The organism is Kitasatospora sp. NPDC101447 (assembly GCF_044767225.1).
Taxonomy (GTDB): domain Bacteria; phylum Actinomycetota; class Actinomycetes; order Streptomycetales; family Streptomycetaceae; genus Kitasatospora.
This window is the reverse complement of sequence record NZ_JBIWNL010000007.1, coordinates 107100-126380: the sequence shown is the minus strand read 5'-3', so window position 1 is coordinate 126380 and position 19281 is coordinate 107100. Positions and strand designations below refer to the sequence as shown.

At 74.7% G+C, this 19281-nt stretch carries 22 protein-coding genes and 1 other RNA gene; 10 read left to right on the top strand and 13 right to left on the bottom strand.

What is annotated here, in order from left to right:
• Nucleotides 1–88: 88 nt before the first annotated feature.
• Nucleotides 89–3451 carry an AfsR/SARP family transcriptional regulator gene (locus ACIRST_RS13070; RefSeq protein ID WP_402802306.1) on the bottom strand — a complete coding sequence of 1121 codons (3363 nt, stop codon included), beginning with the start codon at nt 3449–3451 and terminating at the stop codon, nt 89–91.
• A 211-nt stretch (nt 3452–3662) separates the two neighbouring features.
• Between ACIRST_RS13070 and ACIRST_RS13065 the strand changes: the two genes are divergently transcribed.
• On the top strand, nt 3663–4478 hold the full coding sequence (locus ACIRST_RS13065; protein WP_396550854.1) for a site-2 protease family protein: 816 nt from the start codon (nt 3663–3665) through the stop codon (nt 4476–4478).
• Between the two features lie 67 nt (nt 4479–4545).
• Here ACIRST_RS13065 and ACIRST_RS13060 read toward each other — a convergent pair whose 3' ends face one another.
• Both ACIRST_RS13060 and npdG read right to left on the bottom strand, forming a co-directional pair.
• Nucleotides 4546–4740, bottom strand: coding sequence for a hypothetical protein (locus tag ACIRST_RS13060; RefSeq protein WP_350523290.1), 195 nt, complete (start codon nt 4738–4740; stop codon nt 4546–4548).
• Between the two features lie 112 nt (nt 4741–4852).
• Nucleotides 4853–5545 (bottom strand): NADPH-dependent F420 reductase, encoded by a 693-nt coding sequence (gene npdG, locus ACIRST_RS13055; protein WP_402802304.1) that lies wholly within the window; start codon nt 5543–5545, stop codon nt 4853–4855.
• A 47-nt stretch (nt 5546–5592) separates the two neighbouring features.
• Here npdG and ACIRST_RS13050 point away from each other — a divergent pair, with 47 nt between their 5' ends.
• Nucleotides 5593–6198 (top strand): hypothetical protein, encoded by a 606-nt coding sequence (locus tag ACIRST_RS13050; RefSeq protein WP_402802302.1) that lies wholly within the window; start codon nt 5593–5595, stop codon nt 6196–6198.
• A 49-nt stretch (nt 6199–6247) separates the two neighbouring features.
• Here the strand turns inward: ACIRST_RS13050 and ACIRST_RS13045 are convergent, their stop codons facing one another.
• Both ACIRST_RS13045 and ACIRST_RS13040 read right to left on the bottom strand, forming a co-directional pair.
• Complete coding sequence (locus ACIRST_RS13045) at nt 6248–6511, bottom strand: type II toxin-antitoxin system RelE/ParE family toxin (RefSeq protein ID WP_350523287.1); 264 nt, start codon at nt 6509–6511, stop codon at nt 6248–6250.
• Nucleotides 6504–6773: a type II toxin-antitoxin system Phd/YefM family antitoxin gene (locus ACIRST_RS13040; protein ID WP_350523286.1), complete on the bottom strand. Its 270-nt coding sequence runs from the start codon at nt 6771–6773 to the stop codon at nt 6504–6506. Before ACIRST_RS13040 ends, ACIRST_RS13045 begins: the two co-directional genes overlap by 8 nt.
• Before the next feature lie 96 nt (nt 6774–6869).
• Between ACIRST_RS13040 and ACIRST_RS13035 the strand changes: the two genes are divergently transcribed.
• Nucleotides 6870–8258, top strand: coding sequence for an MFS transporter (locus tag ACIRST_RS13035; protein ID WP_402802299.1), 1389 nt, complete (start codon nt 6870–6872; stop codon nt 8256–8258).
• 13 nt (nt 8259–8271) lie between these two features.
• The gene (locus tag ACIRST_RS13030) at nt 8272–9039 is read left to right on the top strand and encodes a hypothetical protein (RefSeq protein WP_402802297.1); all 768 of its coding nucleotides are present in this window, start codon (nt 8272–8274) and stop codon (nt 9037–9039) included.
• A gap of 70 nt (nt 9040–9109) precedes the next feature.
• Here the strand turns inward: ACIRST_RS13030 and ACIRST_RS13025 are convergent, their stop codons facing one another.
• Nucleotides 9110–9340 carry a hypothetical protein gene (locus ACIRST_RS13025; protein WP_350523283.1) on the bottom strand — a complete coding sequence of 77 codons (231 nt, stop codon included), beginning with the start codon at nt 9338–9340 and terminating at the stop codon, nt 9110–9112.
• A 105-nt stretch (nt 9341–9445) separates the two neighbouring features.
• On the opposite strand from ACIRST_RS13025, the gene map reads away from it, so the two are divergent.
• Entirely contained in the window at nt 9446–10291 is an 846-nt protein-coding gene (gene map, locus ACIRST_RS13020) for a type I methionyl aminopeptidase (protein WP_402802295.1), read from the top strand.
• A 35-nt stretch (nt 10292–10326) separates the two neighbouring features.
• Here map and ACIRST_RS13015 read toward each other — a convergent pair whose 3' ends face one another.
• Nucleotides 10327–11028, bottom strand: coding sequence for a bifunctional DNA primase/polymerase (locus tag ACIRST_RS13015; protein WP_350523281.1), 702 nt, complete (start codon nt 11026–11028; stop codon nt 10327–10329).
• Nucleotides 11029–11501: 473 nt separating this feature from the next.
• On the opposite strand from ACIRST_RS13015, the gene ACIRST_RS13010 reads away from it, so the two are divergent.
• Together ACIRST_RS13010 and ACIRST_RS13005 are read left to right on the top strand one after the other, a co-directional pair.
• Nucleotides 11502–11732, top strand: coding sequence for a hypothetical protein (locus tag ACIRST_RS13010; RefSeq protein ID WP_350523280.1), 231 nt, complete (start codon nt 11502–11504; stop codon nt 11730–11732).
• A 57-nt stretch (nt 11733–11789) separates the two neighbouring features.
• On the top strand, nt 11790–11987 hold the full coding sequence (locus ACIRST_RS13005; RefSeq protein WP_350523279.1) for a hypothetical protein: 198 nt from the start codon (nt 11790–11792) through the stop codon (nt 11985–11987).
• Nucleotides 11988–12032: 45 nt separating this feature from the next.
• Here the strand turns inward: ACIRST_RS13005 and ACIRST_RS13000 are convergent, their stop codons facing one another.
• The gene (locus ACIRST_RS13000) at nt 12033–12710 is read right to left on the bottom strand and encodes a PadR family transcriptional regulator (RefSeq protein ID WP_402802294.1); all 678 of its coding nucleotides are present in this window, start codon (nt 12708–12710) and stop codon (nt 12033–12035) included.
• A 213-nt stretch (nt 12711–12923) separates the two neighbouring features.
• Here ACIRST_RS13000 and ACIRST_RS12995 point away from each other — a divergent pair, with 213 nt between their 5' ends.
• Entirely contained in the window at nt 12924–13334 is a 411-nt protein-coding gene (locus tag ACIRST_RS12995; RefSeq protein ID WP_350523277.1) for an ACT domain-containing protein, read from the top strand.
• Between the two features lie 109 nt (nt 13335–13443).
• A complete protein-coding gene (locus ACIRST_RS12990) occupies nt 13444–13701 on the top strand; it encodes a hypothetical protein (protein WP_030056921.1) in 258 nt (85 codons plus the stop codon).
• An 80-nt stretch (nt 13702–13781) separates the two neighbouring features.
• Here ACIRST_RS12990 and rnpB read toward each other — a convergent pair.
• From rnpB to ACIRST_RS12965, 5 genes are all read right to left on the bottom strand, one after another.
• Nucleotides 13782–14179, bottom strand: an RNA gene (rnpB, locus tag ACIRST_RS12985) — RNase P RNA component class A.
• 13 nt (nt 14180–14192) lie between these two features.
• Nucleotides 14193–15707, bottom strand: coding sequence for an MFS transporter (locus ACIRST_RS12980; protein WP_402802293.1), 1515 nt, complete (start codon nt 15705–15707; stop codon nt 14193–14195).
• A gap of 179 nt (nt 15708–15886) precedes the next feature.
• Entirely contained in the window at nt 15887–17374 is a 1488-nt protein-coding gene (locus ACIRST_RS12975) for an RNB domain-containing ribonuclease (protein WP_402802292.1), read from the bottom strand.
• A gap of 41 nt (nt 17375–17415) precedes the next feature.
• A complete protein-coding gene (locus tag ACIRST_RS12970; protein WP_396550875.1) occupies nt 17416–17796 on the bottom strand; it encodes a type II toxin-antitoxin system death-on-curing family toxin in 381 nt (126 codons plus the stop codon).
• Nucleotides 17793–18131 carry a hypothetical protein gene (locus ACIRST_RS12965; RefSeq protein ID WP_350523275.1) on the bottom strand — a complete coding sequence of 113 codons (339 nt, stop codon included), beginning with the start codon at nt 18129–18131 and terminating at the stop codon, nt 17793–17795. Before ACIRST_RS12965 ends, ACIRST_RS12970 begins: the two co-directional genes overlap by 4 nt.
• A 314-nt stretch (nt 18132–18445) precedes the next feature.
• Between ACIRST_RS12965 and yaaA the strand changes: the two genes are divergently transcribed.
• Entirely contained in the window at nt 18446–19231 is a 786-nt protein-coding gene (gene yaaA, locus ACIRST_RS12960) for a peroxide stress protein YaaA (RefSeq protein WP_350523274.1), read from the top strand.
• Nucleotides 19232–19281: the final 50 nt, after the last annotated feature.

Sequence of the window (19281 nt, the reverse complement as noted above, 5' to 3'; positions counted from 1 at the left end):
CGGCCGCCCGGGACAGGCACCGGCCGTCGCGAGGGCCCGGCGGGCCGGTGACCAGGGGACGGGCACCGACCCGCCGGGCCCTCGGCCCTCAGCCCTCGCCGATCAACTCGTCCATCAGCGCGTGGGTCTGGGCCTGGGTCATCCCGGTGCCACGGGTGCGGGCCGCTTCGAAGGCGGCGTCGCCGAGCAGCTCCCGCAGGGCGCCGGCGGAGCGCTCCCGCTCGACCCGGTCCAGGTAGCCGCCCTTCGGGCCGTGCAGTCCGGTGTGCGCACCCAGCAGCACGGCGGCGGCCTCGGCCCGCTCCAGGTCCCCGTCCCGCTGGGCGAAGCTCACCAGCACCGCGGCCACCGCGGGCACCACCATGACCGCCACGTGCTCGGCGAACCCGCTGGTGGCCGACGTGGCGCGCAGCAGCCGCCGGCCCTCCTGCAGCAGGGCGAAGCCCTGGTCCGGGTCCCCGGCCCGGGCGACGATCCAGCCCCGGGCGCTCAGCAGCATCCCGTCCACGATGCCCGGCGCGAAGCCGCCCACCCTGACCACGTCGAGGGTGTCCAGCTCGGCCAGGGCCGCCTCGTGCTCGTCGCGCACGGCGTGGATGCCGCACAGCGTCAGGTGGCCGAACATCAGGGCGCCGGTGGTGGACTGGTTGGTGCCCGGGGCGTCGACGGAGGCCAGCGCCTCCCGGACGATCCGCTCGCCGCGCTCCATGTCGTGCTCCAGCATGGCGGTGCCCAGGTGCACCCGCAGGATCGGGACCTCCTGCGGCGCGCCCAGTTCCTCGGCCAGCTCGATCGCCCGCGCGTACGCGGCGGCGGCGGCCTGCGACTCGCCCTGGCCCGCCAGGCTCTCCCCGTGCGCGGCCAGCGCCTGGGAGACCCCCCAGAGGTCGCCGGCCCGTTCGTACAGCTCCAGCGAGCGCTCGCCGTCGCGCAGGCTCTGCTCGGCGCCGCTCGGCCAGTCGTTCATCATCCGTGCCCGGACCTGCAGGATGAAGGCCAGGTCGCCCGGCCCGCCGTACTGCTCGCAGCCGAGGACGGCGTCGTCCAGCAGGTCCTTCATCAGCTCCAGCCGGCCGGCCAGGAAGGCGCCGAACACCCGCATCAGCGCCGGGAACCGGTAGGACTGCGGCAGTTCCGGGCCGTAGGCGTCCAGCAGCTGCCGGGAGACCTCGACCGCCTCCGGGTCGCCGAGCACGTCCAGGTTCCCCTCGAACAGGCCGATCAGCCGGTACATCGCGAGCAGCCGGCGGGACTCCTCCAGCACGCCCTCGGGCATCGGCACGCCGTACGCGAGCACGTCGCGCTCCAGCGGCAGCGGCGGCGGGACGTCGGGACCGAGCGGGTCCGGCCCCAGGGCGGCGACCGCGTCGTACCAGCCGCGGGCCTCCATGCTGTAGGCGCGCAGCGACCAGTACCAGCTCATGCCGAGGCAGAGGACCAGCGCCTGTTCCTCGTCCCGGAGGTCGATCGCGCGGCGCAGCACGGCCCGGATGTTGTCCTGCTCGCGCTCCAGCACCGCCAGCCAGTGCAGCTGCCGGGGTCCGTGGATCTGCTGCTCGGCCTCGGCGACCAGCGCGCGGAAGTGCGCCAGGTGACGGGCCTCGGCGGCGACGCGCTCGGCGGCGGACGCGGCGAGGCGCTCGGTGGCGTACTCGTGGATGGTCTCCAGCATCCGGTAGCGCGGCAGGCTGGCGCCGTCCAGGTCGGCGACCAGCAGGGACTTGTCGACCAGCGACAGCAGCAGGTCGGCGACCTCCCCGGGGGCCACGTCGAGGCCGTCGGCGCAGACCGCCTCGGCGTCCTCCAGCTGCCAGCCGCCCACGAACACCGAGAGCCTGCGCAGCACCGCCCGCTCCCGCTTGCCCAGCAGGTCCCAGCTCCAGTCGACCACCGCGCGCAGGGTCTGCTGGCGCGGCAGCAGGGTGCGGCTGCCGGCGGTGAGCAGCGCGAACCGGCCGTCCAGCCGGTCGGCTATCTGGCGGGCCGTCATCACCCGCAGCCGGGCGGCGGCCAGTTCGATGGCCAGCGGCAGCCCGTCCAGCCGGCGGCAGATCTCGGCGCAGGCCTCCGGGTCGCCCTGCGGGTCGAAGCCGTGACGGGCGGTGGCGGCGCGCTCGGCGAACAGCCGCAGCGCGACCGGGTCGGGCAGCGGCTCGACCGGCAGCACCGTCTCACCGGGCACGCCGAGCGGCTCGCGGCTGGTGGCGAGCACGGTCAGCCCCGGGCACTCGGCGAGCAGCACGTCGGCGAGGTCGGCGGCGGCCTGGATCAGGTGCTCGCAGTTGTCCAGGACGAGCAGCATCCGGCGGTGGCCGCAGTGCTCGACGAGCCGGCGCAGCGGGTCCTCGGCGCGCTTCTCGATCACTTCGGCGACCATGTTGGTGCTGTGCAGCACGATCTCGCGCAGGCCCAGTGCGGAGACCACGGCGGCGGGCACCGCCTCCGAGCTCTCCAGCGGGGCGAGTTCGGCCACCCAGACGCCGTCCGGCCAGGCGCCCGCGCCCTGTTCGGCCCGGCCGGCCTCGACCGAGAGGCTGGTCTTGCCGGAGCCGCCGGGGCCGGTGAGGGTCACCAGCCGACGGTCCGTCAACATTCCGCGCAGCGCGGTGAGATCGGCCTCGCGGCCGACGAAGCTGGTCAGCCGGCCGCGCAGGTTGCCGCCGGCGCGCGGGAGCCGGGGCGCCGGCGCGTCCCCGGCCGGCGTCGGCAGTGGGCCCGGGTCCGGTTCCACCTCCGCCACGGGGGCGAGCAACTCGGCGTAGAGGGACTGCAGTTGGCGGCCCGGGTCGACGCCCAGCTCGTCGGCCAGCGCCCGCCTGGTCCGCTCGTAGTGGCGCAGCGCCTCCGCCGTGCGGCCGCTCGCCTGCAGCGCCCGGATCATCAGCAGCTGCAGCGGTTCGTCCAACGGCTGCCGCTCGCACAGCTCGGCGAGTTCGGCGACCAGCTCCGCGGCGCGGCCGAGCCCGAGATCCGCGGTGATCCGGTGGCGGCGGGCCTCCTCGCGCTGGACCTCCAGCCGGGCGGCCGGGCCGGTGCGGTCCGGCAGGTCGGCGAGGGCGGGGCCGCGCCACAGCGCCAGGGCGGCGCGCAGCCGCTCGGCGGCGAGCGCGTCGTCGCCGGTGTCCAGGGCGCGGCGGCCCTCGGCGCTCAGCCGCTGGAAGTCGGCGAGGTCGGTGCCGGGGCCGGTCAGCCAGTAGCCGGCCGGGCCGGAGCCGACCTCGTCCCGGCCGATGGTGCGGCGCAGCCGGCCGACCAGGGTCTGCAGCGCGGCGGAGGCGTCCTGCGGCGGGTCGGTGTCCCACACCTCGTCCACCAGCAGGTCGGCCGGGACGGGACGGCCCTGCCGCAGGGCCAGCGCGGTGAGCAGCGCCCTCAGCCGGGCGCCGCCCAGGGGCACCGGGGTTCCGTCGTCGTGGTGGGCCGTGGTCGTCCCGAGGATGCCGTAGTGCACCGGACCATTCTGGTCGATCGTCGCGGGTACGGCCGCACAATTGTGCTGGAACTCCCCGCACCCGCGCCAGCGCCAGCGCTCGCACCCGCGACGGAACGCGGCCGGGCGTTCGGACGTTCACCCGGAGCGGCTTGTCCGGTCACCGGCCCGCCCGGCATGATCGACCCCGGCCCGCATCCCGACCTCCCCCTGCCCACGGAGCATCCACACCATGACCTTCGCCGCCACGCCGCGCTCCCGCAGCGAGGACCGCCGGATCAGCCCGGTGTTCTGGGTGCTCCTCGCCGTCCTCGCCACCTCCGCCTGGGCGGTGTACGCCGACTACGGGAACAGCTCCTTCGGCGTGTTCCTGTTCGTCGTCGCCGGCTGGATGGTCTCCCTCTGCCTGCACGAGTACGCCCACGCGCGCACCGCGCTGCACGGCGGCGACATCACCGTCGGCGCCAAGGGCTACCTCACGCTCAACCCGCTGAAGTACACCAACGTGCTGTTGAGCTTCGTGCTCCCGATCGTCTTCGTGATCCTCGGCGGCATCGGCCTGCCCGGCGGCTCGGTGTGGATCGAGCGGCACCGGATCCACGGCCGGCTCAAGCACAGCCTGGTCTCGGCGGCCGGGCCGCTGGTCAACGTGCTGTTCGCGGCGGTGCTGCTCATCCCGGTCGGCGCGGGGTGGCTGCACGGCGACGGCGGGGTGTACGTCTGGGCCTTCGGCGTGGACCCGTACAAGCCGATCGAGTGCGCGATGGCCTTCCTCGGCCTGCTCCAGCTGAGCGCCGCACTGCTGAACCTGCTCCCGGTGCCCGGCCTCGACGGCTACGGGATCGTCGAGCCGTGGCTGTCGGCCAAGACCCGGCGCGCGGTCGAGCCGTTCGCGCCGTACGGGATGCTGGCGGTGTTCGCGCTGCTGTGGCAGCCCCAGGTCAACCACCTCTTCTTCGAGGCGGTGCACGGGCTGATGGGGCTGTTCGGGGTGGACGGCCGGGTCTCCGACCTCGGCTACGCGATGTTCCGCTTCTGGGACAACTGATCCGAGGGCGGCCGGCCCTGGCCGGTCGGCCCTCTTCGGCCGGCCCTGCCCGGTCGGCCCTCTTCGGTCAGCCCTGCTCGGCTGCCGCGGCGGTGGCCTCGGCGATCTTCGCCCGGCGGCGGTTCAGCCACACCACGTTGCTGGCCACGCCGGCCAGCGGCAGCCAGATCAGGCCCAGCCACAGGCCCTGGGTCAGCGAGAAGACGGCGGCCGCCAGCGCGAGGACGACGACGGTCAGGGCGAGCACGGACGTGCGGGGCATGGTGGAGGGCTCCTAGAACGGGTACGGCCGACCGGGGCGCGGCCGCGTCCCATTGTCGCCGACCTCACCTCCGGAACGGGTCCAGGGGTGAGGTCGACACGGCACCCACCGGTCAGACGTCGGTGATCCGCAGGCCCGCGTGGGCCTTGTAGCGGCGGTTGACCGAGATCAGGTTGGCCACCAGCGCCTCGACCTGGTGGGCGTTGCGCAGCCGGCCCGCGTAGATGCCGCGCATGCCGGGGATCCGGGCGGCCAGGCCGCGCACGACGTCGGTGGCGGCGCGGTCGTCGCCGAGCACCATGACGTCGGTGTCGATCGCCTCCACCGACTCGTCCTGCAGCAGCACCGCCGAGAGGTGGTGGAAGGCGGCGGTGACCCGGGAGTCCGGCAGCAGCACGGCGGCCTGCTCGGCGGCGCTGCCCTCCTCCGGCTTCAGCGCGTACGCGCCCTGCTTGTCGAAGCCGAGCGGGTTGACGCAGTCGACGACGATCTTGCCGGACAGGTCCTCGCGCAGTGCGGTCAGCGTGGCGGCGTGGCCGTCCCACGGGACCGCGATGATGACCACGTCGCTCTCCCGGGCGACGGTGGCGTTGTCGGCGCCGCGCACGCCGAGGCCCAGCTCGGCGGCCGAGGCCTCGGCCCGGGCCGCGTCACGGGAACCGATGATCACCTGCTGGCCCGCCTTGGCCAGCCGCAGGGCCAGGCCCCGCCCCTGGTCGCCGGTGCCGCCGAGGACGCCGACCACCAGCTGCGAGACGTCCGGCAGCTCGTGGGCCGGGTTTGTCGCTGAATCGAGGGAAGTCATGGGCCGATCCTGCCAAACCCCAGGCCCCGCGCGACATCCTGGCCCGCATGGACGCGGTGAGAGTTTCGGCACTCCGGGAACGGCTGGCGGGCACGGGCTGGCCGGAGGCGGTCGGCGGCTTCGCCGGGGCGCTGCGGCGCTCGGTGCAGCGGCGCGGGGCGGACGCCCTGCTGCTGGTCGGCACCGAGGCGTACGAGCCGTGGCACCTGGCCGCCCACCTGGCGGACGAGGCCGCGTGGTCGGCCGTCCCCCGGCTGGCGCCCACCCTGCTGCGGCACCGTCCGCCGGCCGGCGCGCCGGCCCACCTGGCGCACGACCTGCGGCGGCTCACCGGGGCCGGGCGCGGCGCCACCGTCCTGGTGGTCGCCCCGGAGGCGGCAGGCGCCCCGCTGCTGGAGCGGGTGCACGACGCCCGGCGGCACGGCGCCACCGTGCTCGCGCTGGACGGCGCCGACCCCACCGCGCCGGGCGACCTCGGCGGGCTGGCGCACGAACGGCTGGCCGTCGGCACCGCCGCCGAGGAACCCTTCGACCTGGCCCAGCACCTGGTCAGCGCCGCCGCCGGCCGGCCGACCGGCCGCCGCTCCACCCTCGACCGCCTGGCCGACCTCGCCGGCCGGCTGACCTCGGCCCCCGGGCTCAGCCGCTGGTAGCCCGCCCGAACGCCCGGGTCACGAACGCCCGGTCACCAACGCCGCGGCATCACGTGCGGTGGACCGTGGAACGGTGGCCGATGTGGACGACCCACACCACCAACTGTCCGTTGTCGATCGTGTAGATGATCCGGTAGTCACCCACGCGCAGGCGTCTGCGGTCGGGCTGCGACACGAGCGCGGTGGTGTTGAAGCCGAACGGATCGCTTTCCAGCTCGGTCAGCTTGGCCAGGATGCGGAGCGCGGTGTCGCGGGGGATCTTCCGGAGTTCGTCCCGGGCCTCCGGCCGGAAGACGGTGCGGTACTCACTCACTGCGGGCCAGCGTCTCCCTCATGACGTCCTCGATCGGGACGCCCTGCGAAGGGTCGGCCATGCGCGCGTCGATGATCCGGTTGATCTCGCGCTCTTCCCACTCCTGGTACTTCCGGAGGACCTCGATCGACACGACGGCGGCGACCTGCTTGCCCCTGCGCGTGATCACGGTGGGGACGTCGTCCCGGTCCGCCCGCTCGACGACCTCGGCCAAGTGCGCGCGGACATCGCGGATCGACTCTATGGGCAGCGGCTGCGTCATGCGCCCAAGCGTACGTTCTGTACCAGGTGTACACAACGGCGGGCGGCTCGAAAACCCTTTGCGGGAGGGGTGGGGCCCGGCTCAGGATGATGGTTCGTGAACGTCGACGAACCCCCGCATACCTCCGCGCCCGGGCGGATCCGGTCGGCCCTGCGCTCGCTGACGCCCGACCTGTCGCCGTGGCGTGCGTCGCGCGACTTCCGCTACCTCTGGACGTCCGGCTGCGTCACCAGCTTCGGCAGCTTCCTCACGCTCGTCGCCGTGCCGATGCAGATCAAGGAGCTCACCGGCTCCTCCTTCGCGGTCGGCCTGATCGGCGCCGTCGAACTCGTCCCGCTGATCGTCTTCGGCCTGTGGGGCGGAGCCCTCGCCGACGCCCTGGACCGCCGCAAGCTGGTGCTGCGCGCCGAGGCCGCGCTCGGCGTACTGGCCGGGCTGCTGCTGCTCAACGCCCTGCTGCCGCACCCGCTGCTCTGGCCGATCTACCTGGTCGCCGCGCTGGTCGCGGCCGCCGACGGCGTGCAGCGCCCGGCCCTCGACTCGCTCACCCCGCGGATCGTCCCGCACCAGCACCTGACCGCCGCGTTCGCCCTCAAGTCCCTGTACCACAACGCCGCTTCGGTGGCCGGGCCGGCGCTGGCCGGTGTCGTGGTGGCGCTCGCCGGGGTGCAGACGGCGTACGCGCTGGACGTGCTCACCTTCGGCGCCTCGCTGCTGCTGCTCGTCCGGATCAAGGCGGTGCCGCCCGCCACCGGCGCCGAACGGCCTTCGGTGCAGGCGGTGTTGACCGGCGTCCGGTACGCGTGGAGCCGCAAGGACCTGCTGGGCACCTACGCGATCGACGTGTGCGCCATGCTGTTCGCCTACCCGGTGGCCGTCTTCCCCTTCCTGGCCTCGGAGTTGGGCGCGGACTGGGCGCTCGGCCCGATGTACGCGGCCTCCGCCGCCGGCGCCCTGCTGGTCGGGGCGACCAGCGGCTGGACGTCCCGGGTGCACCGGCACGGGCGGCTGCTGCTGGCCGCCGCCGTCGGCTGGGGCGCGGCGATGGCGCTGGCCGGGCTGTCCGGGAACGTCTGGCTGGTGCTGCTCGGGCTGGCCCTGGCCGGCGGCGCCGACGAGATCAGCGGGCTGGCCCGCTCGACCATGTGGAACCAGTCCATCCCGGACGCGGTCCGCGGCCGGATGGCCGGTGTCGAGCTGCTCAGTTACTCGGTCGGACCGCAGCTCGGCCAGGTCCGGGCGGGCACCGTGGCCGGGCTGATCGGCGTGCGCGCCGCCGTCTGGACCGGCGGTGTCGCCTGCGTCGTCGCCGTCCTCGCGGTCGCCGCCGCGCTGCCGAGGCTGCTCGCCTACGACGACCGCACCGACCCGCACGCCGCCGCCGTCCGCGCCGAACACGAACGGGCCGAGCGGGAAACGACGCTGCAGGAACGGGCAGCCGGACGGGAGCCGGAGAAGTCCACCGGGGCGGCTGCCACGCTGTGACAGACTGCCCGGCATGAGAACCGGGGGCTGGAAGCCGTGGGCGGCCGTGGGGATCGTCGTGGCCGCCGCCGTGGCCGGCACGCTCAACTGGGCGCTGTCACCGGGCGACCGGGCCGCGGACCGGGCCCCGGCCCCCCGCGCGGTCGGCGGCACGCTCGCCCCGCAGCCGCCGGACGTCGCCGCCCTGGCCGCCTCCCCCGAGGTCGCCGCCGCCGACCGGTCCCTGGCCGCCGAGATCGACCGGCGGCTGGCCGTGCTGCTCCCGGCGCTCTCCGGCGCCCAGCCGATCGGCGAGGGCGTGCAGGACGGCTGCGGCGTCGATCCCGGCCGGTCCGACGGCTCCGGGGTGCACTGGCCGGCCCCGAAGTGCCGCCGACAGGTGGTCAGGTACCTGGCGGTGAGCGGCGATCCACAGCAGGCCCGGTCGCGCTGGGACCAGGCGATGGCCGCCCAGGGCGCCCAGGGCACCGACTCCAACGCCTCGCCCCGGCCCGGCGAGGCGCTCTGGTACGGCTTCCCCCGCACCGACGGGGACCACGACCTGCTCGGGGTGAGCCTGGCCTTCGACGAGCGGAAGGACCCGAGCGGCGCCCCGACCCCGGGCGCGGGCTTCCCCTGGAAGCTCGCGGCGCCGAACGCCACCACGAAGGCCTGGGCGGACCGGGAGTCCCGGCCCGCGCCGCCCGTGGACCAGGCCGCCGCCCAGGCCCTCGCGGGCGGGCGGCGCCTCGTCGTGCTGAGCGTGGACGAGGAGTACTTCACCGCCCCCGACCCGCACTGACCTCCCCACTGCGCGCCGCACGCCCTCCCGGCTGCGCGCCCTGCCGGCTGCGGCCCGACGCCGACGCCGTCTACTCGGCCGTCCCGTCCTCGGGCTTGTCGCTCCACCGCGGGTCGTTGCGCCACTCCCGGTTGCGCTCGTCCGCGATCTGCAGCGCGTGGGCGGCCTCCTCGGGGCTGTCGTACGGCCCCAGGCGGTCCTTGGCCGGGCACTCCGGGCCCTCCTCGACCTTTCCGTGCTTGATGCAGTAGAACCACTCGCCGGGCTTCCCGGTCGGCTTGCGGTTGAATCCGAAGGGCATGGCGTACTCCCGTTCAGGCGGATGGGTCGGTACCGATCATTCCCCGGCCCGGGTGGGTCCGCACACCGCCCGTCCCGGCCGGGCCCGGCGACTAGACTCGCGGCCATGGCTCTCGTACCCGGCATCCAGTCCCCCACCCGCAAGGTCCCGGCGCACATCGCGCGTCCCGAGTACGTCGGGCGGCCCGCCCCGACGCCGTACACCGGGCCCGAGGTGCAGACCGCCGAGACGATCGAGAAGATGCGGATCGCGGGCGGGATCGCCGCCCGGGCGATGGAGGAGGCGGCCAAGCTGATCGCCCCCGGTGTCACCACCGACGAGCTGGACGTCGTCGCCCACGAGTACATGTGCGACCACGGCGCCTACCCGTCCGACCTGGGTTACCGGGGCTTCCCCAAGTCGGTCTGCACCTCGATCAACGAGGTGATCTGCCACGGCATCCCGGACTCGACCGTGCTGCAGGACGGCGACATCGTCAACATCGACGCCACCGCGTACATCCACGGGGTGCACGGCGACCTCAACGCCACCTACCTGGTCGGCGACGTGGACGAGGAGTCCCGGCTGCTGGTCGAGCGCACCCGGGAATCCCTCAACCGGGCGATCAAGGCGGTCAAGCCGGGCCGTCAGATCAACGTCATCGGACGGGTCATCGAGTCCTACGCCAAGCGCTTCGACTACGGCGTGGTACGGGACTTCACCGGACACGGCATCAACACGTCGTTCCACTCCGGCCTGATCGTCCCGCACTACGACAGCGACCGGGCCACCGAGGTGATCAAGCCGGGCATGACCTTCACCATCGAGCCGATGCTGACCCTGGGCACCTACGACTACGAGATCTGGCCGGACGGCTGGACGGTCGTCACCAAGGACCTCAAGCGCACGGCCCAGTTCGAGCACACCCTGGTGGTCACCGCGGACGGCGCGGAGATCCTCACCCTTCCGTAGCGCTTCCGTAGCGCTTCCCTAGCGGGTGCCGGCGCCTAGCCGATGAGCCACTGCTCCTCGGCGACGGCGCCCACCTCGGTGCAGGCGTCGGTCAGCACGTCCAGCACGCGCAGCGGGTCCGGCAGCGGCTGCTCGGGCCCGCGTAGCCACTGCACCCGGGAGCCGTCCGGCAGCGCGGCCGGTGGGAGCAGGGTGTACGAGCCGCGGCAGTGCCAGCGCAGGCCGGGGTGCTCGGACATGGTGTCCGGGGTGGAGTCGAGCGCGCTGGGCCACCACTCGTCCTCGTCCTGCGGGGTGCCGCGGGTGGCGGTGAAGAAGAGGTAGCGGTCCTCGCCGACCGCGGCGACCGGGCCCTCGACGCCCAGGGCGGTCAGCCGCTCCAGCGCCAGCCGTCCGGCCTCCGCCGGGACGTCCAGCACGTCGTGCACCCGGCCGGTGGCGGTGATGAAGTTGGCGTTCGGGTCGCGGGCGAGCCAGCGGGACAGCTGCTCGGGGTCGGTGGTGGCCTGGGTCTGCCAGGCGAAGGAGACCGGGTGCTGGGCCGGGGCCGGACAGGCCACCCGGTCGCAGGAACAGCGGTAGCCGGTCGGATGGGCGGCGGGCGCGAGCGGGAAACCGGCGCGCACCGCGCCGAGCAGCTGATCCAGCCCGGCGGCCGGGCCGTCCGCGCCCCCTGCCCTGGCCCGCTGACGATCACGCTTCTGCCACCAGGTCGTCCACCTGCCGCCGGCTTCCATCGGGCCCCTTCCGCGCAACTGCCGTGCCTGGTGCGACACAGCGTTCGACGTACACTCCGACGCAACGCACGATGCCCCCGCATGCTTCCCGGGGTGCTCGGCCCTGCCGTCCGCGCCCTGTCGACCGCGGCCCGGGGTCACCGGACGGCCGACGCCCGGGTCACGGTACGCAGTCGCGGCAGCACGCTGTCCGCGCCGGATCGACCGGAGAGCGCGCGGATCCGCGCCGAGCCCGGCCCGTACGGGGCCCGCTGACCCGGGTGAACCCCGAGGGCGTACAGGCAAGGATAGGGGTGCTCGGACCCTCCGGATGACCGGGGGCGGTGCCTCTCCGGTCACACTCCCGCGCGCACCCCGGGCACACTCCCGGCACTCCGCCCTCACGAAGCCTCCCGCCCACCCTCCCACCAGGGCGCCCCCGGTCACCCGACGGGGCCGGCCGGGCATCTCCGCGGAGGTGAGACCCTGGAGGGATGAAGAGCACGGACACCGCGTTCGTAGGCGGCCCCCTGGACGGGAAGGTCCTCCCGATCCCGCTGGGGCCGATGCTGGGCGTGCCCAAGAAGTACACCGTCCCGGTCCCCGCGCACGGAGACGTCCCCGCGCGCACACTGGTGTACGTCCGGGCGAAGCAGGTTCGGGGCCTGAGCTGGTTCTGGCGCTACGAGTACGACGAGGCGGCCTCCGCCAAGGCCTCCGGCTGACGGAGCCTCCGGCCGGCGGGCCGCCCGCTCCCCCATCGCCTTCCCCGGGAGGTCGGCATGGCCAGGTCGGTACGGCACCCGCGAAGCAGCTCGCGCGCGGTCGCGCACCACAACCGGCAGGTCGCCGGGGTCACCGGGGTGCTGCTGCTGGCGGTGAGCCTCTACACGGTGACGATCGGGCCCAACGGCTGGCTCTGGTTCGGCTGGGCGGTGCTGCTGCTGGTCTGCGTGGCCCTGTTCCTGGTCCACCCCTGAGCAGCGGCACCGCCCGTCGCGCCGGTGCGTCTCCCCCCGCGCCGGTCAGTCATCCTCGGCGAGGATGAGGTACAGCTTCTTGCGGGCCTCGGTCAGCACGGCCAGGCCCTTGGCGCGCTGCGTCTCCGTCCCGGTCGCCATGACCTGCCGGATCGCCTGGTCGACCGCGGCGAGCGCCTGGCCGACCTCCTGGACGGCCTCCCAATCGACCTCACGGCCGGCCTCCGCCCACGGCTCCGCCGGTCCGGCCTCGGCCTCGGCCCGGCCCGCCTCGGTGAGCGAGACCAGCCGCTTGCCGCCGACCTCCTCCGCGGTGATCAGGCCCTCCTCCTCCAGCAGCTGGAGGTTGGGGTAGATCGAACCCGGGCTGGGCCGCCAGGCCCCGCCGGTCCGTTCGGTGATCTCGGCGATCATCTCGTAGCCGTGCATCGGCCGCTCCTTGAGCAGCGCCAGCAGCGAGGCCCGCACGTCACCGCGCCGGGCCCGGCCGCCGCGCCGCCCGTGCGGGCCGCCCCGCCGACCGCCGTGGCCACCGAAGCCGTGCCCGAACGGGCCGCCCATCGGCCGCCCGGGGCCACCGCCGCCGAACGGCGGACCGAACCCGCCGAACGCCTCCCGGCCCTCGAAGGCCTCCCCGGGCATTCCCCGGAGGTCCGGCCCCGGCCCGCGCCGGCGACCACCGCCGCGCGGACCCTCTCCACGAAATCGCATTCCTGAGCGCATGGCGCCCACCTCCTGGTTCTCCGAGACAGTCGAGTCACTGTCTCGATAGTTCGACGATATATCGGTGACTGTCGCTCGTCAACGGTTCACCGATATGTCGCCGACAGTCGTCCAGCAGTCGTACCGATGGTTCCCCCGGCGGCCCGCCCGGCCGCGCCCGACACGGCCGCCAGGCCCGGACTCCGCCACCACCCAGCCGCTACGGTGGCGGGCATGGCCGGAGAACGAGATCTTGCGACGCTGCTGCGCGGAATGCGCCCGCTGCTCAACCCGGGGCGGTACGTCTACTGCACGCTCCCCGCGAAGGTGCCCGCCGGCATGCGGCCGGTGGTGACCGTCGCCGAGCCCGAGGGGGTCACGGTGGTGGTCGCCCAGGAGGAGGCGGACGCCCTCGGGCTGCGCTACGACTACGTGGCGGCCTGGATCACCCTGCAGATCCACTCGGCGCTGGAGGCCGTCGGCCTGACCGCGGCCGTCGCCACGCGACTCGCCGAGGACGGGATCAGCTGCAACGTGGTGGCCGGCTTCCACCACGACCACCTGTTCGTCGCCGCCGACGACGCCGAACGCGCCGTCCGTGCCCTGGAGGAGCTCTCCGAACGCCAGGGCCCGTCCTCGGACTGAGCCCGGGTCCGCCCCGACAGTCCCGCCGGGTGGCCGCCGCCGACCGGGCCTTCGACACTGGGAACAGCCGCCCCGCCGGGAGCGGCCCCACCGGAAGGAGACGGCCGCCATGGCCATCTGCGTCACCTGCGGCAACGACTACTGGCTGGCCTTCGAGATCAAGACGGTCACCGGCGACACCTACACGTTCGACAGCTTCGAGTGCGCAATGGAGAAGCTCGCGCCCCGCTGCGAGCAGTGCAACGTCCGCATCGTGGGTCACGGCGTCGAAGTGGCCGGGATGTTCTTCTGCTGCGCCAACTGCGCCCGGGTCAACGGCGGGCTCGGCGAGCAGATCCGCGACGCCGTCGGCGCGCATCCCGCGTAGTCGCGGGGAACAGCGTCGTCGCGGGGGGGGCGCATCCCGCGTGGCTGCGGCGCGCGCCCGCCCGGGGGCGGGGAAGGGGGCGGAAGAGTCGGCCTGTACGCCGGGTTCTGTCTCCCGGGTTGCTCGCGCGGCCCGGGGAGGCGGCCATCCATCTAGGGCTGCCGTTGCCGACAGCCTCGTGCGGTCCACCCGCGGACTCGGGCGAGCAGCCTTCAATCGTCCGCGCACGGTGCCCGAGGGCACCGATCTTGACCTTGCTCCAGGTGGGGTTTACCTAGCCGGCCGGGTCACCCCGGTCGCTGGTGGTCTCTTACACCACCGTTTCACCCTTACCCACCGCCGGAAGCGGTGGGCGGTCTGTTTTCTGTGGCACTGTCCCGCGGGTCACCCCGGGTGGGCGTTACCCACCACCCTGCTCTGTGGAGCCCGGACGTTCCTCGGCGGGTCTGGGACCCGTCGCGACCGCCCGGCCGGCTCTTCCGCCGTAGTGGTCATCGTAGCCGCTCGGGCGGCGCCTCCCGTACACCGGACCGCACCGCCGGCGGCTCGCTGCCGAGGCGGGCGGCGACCCGGGCGGCCGTCCCGCTCGCCCAGGCGCCGGTGGTGACCAGGCCCAGGACGAGGATCGCGCCGCCGAGGCCCACCAGGATCCACCAGCCGGTGCGGCTGGCCGGGGCGAAACCGCTCACGACCGGGCCGACCACCGCCGAGGTGACGACCGTACCGATCACCGCGACGCCCAGCGACTGGCCGATCTGACGGCTGGTCGAGGCGACCGCCGCCGCCACGCCCGCCTGGGCGCGCGGCATGCCGGAGACGGCGGCGTTGGTGATCGGCGCGTTCACCATGCCGAAGCCGAAGCCGAACAGCGCGTACGCGACCAGCAGCAGCGCCGGCGGGGAGTCGGCGGCGAGCCGGGTGAGCAGCAGGCCGCTCGCCGCGAGGCCGAGCCCGGCCGCGACCAGCGGCAGGCGCGGGCCCCGACTGCCCACGATCCGTCCGGACAGCGGCGCGCAGACCAGCATCATCCCGGCCATCGGCAGCGTCCACAGCCCGGCCTCGACCGGGTCGTAGTGCCGGACGACCTGGAGGTAGAGGGTGTTGAGGAAGAGGAAGCCGCCGAGTGCGGCGAAGGCGCAGACCGCGGTGACGGTCGCCCCGGTGAACGGCGCGCTGGCGAAGAACCGGGGGTCCACCAGCGGCTCGGCCACCCGCCGCTCCCACAGCGGGAACGCCACCAGCGCGGCCAGCGCGGCCGCGCCGAGCGCCAGGATCAGCGGGGAGGTCCAGCCGTTGCCCGGGCCCTCGATGATCGCGGCGGTGCCGCAGCCGAGCAGCACGATCATCAGCAGCTGCCCCACCGGGTCCAGTCGGCGCGGCCGGGGCGAGCGGGACTCCGGGACGTAGCGGGCCGTCAGCGCGATGGCGAGCAGCGCGACCGGGACGTTGATCAGGAAAATCGACGGCCAGCCCGCGCCGTCCACCAGGAAGCCGCCGAGCAGCGGGCCGAGCGCCATCGAGATGCCGACCACCCCGCCCCAGACGCCGATCGCCCGGGCCCGCTCCCTGGGATCGGTGAAGGTGTTGGTGATGATCGACATCGCCACCGGGTTGAGCATCGAGCCGCCCACCGCCTGCAGCGCCCGGAAGGCCACCAGCCAGCCCAGGCTCGGCGCCAGGCTGCACAGCAGCGAGCCGAGCGCGAAACACACCAGCCCGGTCTGGAACACCCGGCGGCGGCCGAACCGGTCGGCCACCGAGCCGAACAGCATCAGCAGCGAGGCCAGCACCAGGGTGTAGGCGTCGATGATCCACTGCAGCCCGGAGGCCGGGGCGCGCAGGTCCCGCTGGATCGCGGGCAGCGCGATGTTCACCACGGTGTTGTCCAGGCCGACGATGAACAGGCTCAGGCAGCAGATCGCCAGGACGAGCAGGCGGCGGCGCCGACCGGGGCCGGGATCGGGGGCGGACGCGGGGGCGACGGCGGGGGGCTGGGCATCGAGCACGGACCGATCCTCCCATCGCGGGCCGGGGGCGGGGCGGCGGGACGGACCGTCCGGGTGGCGGGCGGCCGGCGTGCGGGTGGCGGGCGGGGCACCAGGGGCGGGCGCGGCGGCGGGGGGCGCGGCGGCGCGGGGCAGGCGGGCGCGGCGGCGGGCGGAGCAGGCTGGGGGGCGGGCCCCGGTCACACCGCCGCGAAGCGGACGGTCCGGGTGGCCGGGTCGGCCTTCGTCAGCCGGACGTCGATCACCCGACCGAGCGGCAGCGGACCGGCTGCACCCCCGGTCGCGCCCGCCGCCGCACCGGCGCCCGGCGACTCGCAGCGCGCCCGGACGGCCGGATCGCGCAGCTGCACGGTGCCCGAGCCGGGCCGCTTCTCGTCCACGTCGACGACCACCGCGGAGAAGTCCTCGCCCTCCCGGCCGGCCAGCAGCTCCGCCTCCACCAGGTCCACGCAGAGGCGTTCGACCTCGGCCGCGCGGCGGTCCCCGCCGGCCATCAGCTCCGGCACGGACGGCAGCGCCTCCCGCGCCCAGTCCGGCACGTCCTCCCCCGCCGCCACCGCCGCGCAGACCTCCAGTGCGAAGCGGTCGCCGAGCCGGCGCAGCGGCGCGGTGCAGTGCGCGTACGGGGCGGCGAGCGCGGCGTGGCCCGGCTCGGCGGGCGCGGGCAGGCCGCAGGACTCGTCGAAGGCGTGGTAGCCGGCGCCGCGCAGCAGGCCCGTACAGGCGTTCAGGAAGGCGGCGTTCAGCGGCACGTCCGGGTCCAGCGAGCGGATCAGCTCCGGGTACGGGAGCGCCTGCGGCCAGTCCACGTCCAGTGCGGCGGCGATCCGGCGCAGCCGCTCGTACGCGGCGGCGGGCGCGGCGGGCAGGGTGCGCAGCAGGCCGACGCCCGCGTCCAGCATCAGCTCGGCCGCGGCCATGCCGGTGAGCAGCGAGATCTGGGCGTTCCAGCCGTCGGCCGGTCCGGGCGCACGGTAGCCGAGGACGTAGCCGTGCAGGGTCTCCTCGACCTCCTGCTCGGGCACCGGCAGGCTGATCCCGCCCCGGGCGCGCTCCTGCTCCTCGCGCAGCCGTCCGACGGTGGCGAGCAGGGCGAGCTGTTCGTCGGCGCCGCCGAGCTCCACGGCGCGTTCGACGGCGGCGTAGTCCAGCCGGCGGTGCGAGCGGACCAGCGCGCGGCGCAGGTCGGCGAGGACGACGGCGCCGTCGGCGTCCAGGTCCAGCTGCCAGAGCAGGGCGGGCCGGGGCTCGCCCGGCAGCAGGCTGGCGGCGTCCTCGGAGATCCGGGTGGGGTGCAGCGGGACGCGGTGGTCCGGGAAGTAGAGGGTCTCGACCCGGCGGCGGGCCTCGGCGTCGATCGCGCCGCCCGGGCGGACGAAGGCGGCCACGTCCGCGATCGCGTAGTACACCCGGTAGCCGCCGCCGGCGCGGTGGGTGAGGTGCATGGCCTGGTCGAGGTCGCGGGAGCCGGGCGGGTCGACGGTGAACAGCGGCAGCTCGGTGGCGTCGTCCTCGGGCAGGCGGGGGCGCTCGGCCGCCTCCTCCGCCTCGGCGAGCACCGGCTCCGGCCACTCGGTGTGGATCTCCAGGCGGGAGCGGAGTTCGGTCAGCTCGGTGTTGATCCGGGCGGAGTCGGCGGCCTTGACGCGCAGTTTTCGGCGAGGCATGGAGGCAGCGTAGGGCGAATCAGGTGATTCCGGACGAAGGCTCAGCGTCCCAGCAGGGACTTCAGGTCCTTCGCCGCGAGCGCGACCGCGTCGTCGTACCCGCCGGTGGCCAGCCGCAGCATGAACGCCACGGCGTCGTCCGGGTGCGGGTCGGTGTACGGCTCGCCGTTGTAGTCCAGGAACAGCAGCATCGCCTCGAAGGCGGTGCGCTTGTTGCGGTCGACCAGGGGGTGGTTGCGGGCCAGGCTCTGCCCGAGTGCGGCCGCCTTGGACCAGAGGTCCGGGTAGGCGTCGTCGCCGAACACGCTCGCCTGCGGGCGGGCGATCGCCGAGAGCAGCCCACCGAGGTCGCGGATGTTCTCCGGGCCGCCGGCGAGGTAGGTGACGTCCTCCAGGTCCAGGTACTCGGTGAGGGTCGTCACAGGTCCTTCAGCCTCTCCAGCGTCTCCGCGTTGGCGGCGCGGATCCGGGCCACCATGGCCGCCCGGCGCTCGGCCCTGTCCGGCCGGGCCTGCTCGGTGAGCGCCTCGGGCACCTCGGACTGCCGGACCTCGAAGGCCAGCTCGGCGGTGTCCGCCCCGCCGGGCGCCTCCGTCACCCGCACCCGCCCGGCCATCACCGCCTGCGCCGTCGCCCGCAGCGCGAACTCCAGCGCCTGCCGGGTCTCCTCCGGCAGACCGGCGGGCAGTCGCACGGACAGGGACTCCTCCACGGCGTCACCGTCGTCGGGCACCAGGTCCAGGGGTCGCAGGGTCATCTCGATCACTCTCCTCGCTGCTCACGGTAGCGGCGGGTGGGGGATGTTCCCACCGGATTCTCGCCACCGCCCCGGGCCGCCGGCGCGGAGCGGTGGCGGAGCGGGAGCAGCGCGGTGCGAAGCGGGAGCAGCGCGGTGCGAAGCGGGAGAGGAGCGGTGCGAAGCGGGAGCAGCGCGGTGCGGTTTGCGGCGGGCAGGGGTGCGGACGGCGGCCGGAGCGCCGTAACCTCCCGCCCCTCCGCGTGGCGTCGGGAGCCGGAGCGGTCGCAGTAGGGTGGCGGGGTCCGTCGCCACAAACTGTTGAGGAGTCCGCTGTGCTGGTGCTGTTGCCGCCCTCGGAGGGCAAGGCCGGGTCCGGGGACGGCGGGCCGGTGGCGCTGGACCGGCTGTCGCTGCCCGGACTGACGGCGGCGCGCGCGACGGTGCTGGACGCGCTGGTCGGCCTCTGCCGGGGTGACGAGGACACCGCCGCCGAGGTGCTGGGCCTGTCCCCCGGCCTGCGCGGCGAGATCGCCAAGAACGCCGGGCTGCCGACCGCCGGCGCCCGCCCGGCGGGCGAGGTCTACACCGGGGTGCTGTTCGACAACCTCGGCCTGGCCACCCTGGACCCCGCCGCGTACGACCGGGCCGAGCGTTCGCTGCTGGTCTTCTCCGGCCTCTGGGGCGCCGTGCGGATCTCCGACCGGATCCCGTCCTACCGCTGCTCGATGGGCGTGAAGCTCCCCGGCCCGGGGGCGCTCGGGGCGTACTGGCGGGGCGCGACGGCCGCCGTCCTCCCGGAGGTCGCGGACGGGCTGGTGCTGGACCTGCGCAGTTCCGCGTACGCGGCGGCCTGGAAGCCGGCCGGCGAGGTGGCCGCCCGGACCGCGACCGTCCGGGTGCTGCAGGAGCGCGGCGGCAAGCGCACCGTGGTCAGCCACTTCAACAAGGCCACCAAGGGCCGGCTCGTCCGGGACCTCCTGGTCGCCGGGGCCGAGCCGAAGACGCCCGGCGAGCTGATGGACGCGCTGCTGGACCTGGGCCACCGGGTGGAGCTCGCGGCCGAGGGCACCGCCCGCAAGCCGTGGCAGCTGGACGTGGTCGTCACCGAGGTGCACTGACGCCCCGGGGCGCGGGACCGCCCCGGGAGGCGGGACCGTCCCGGGAGGCG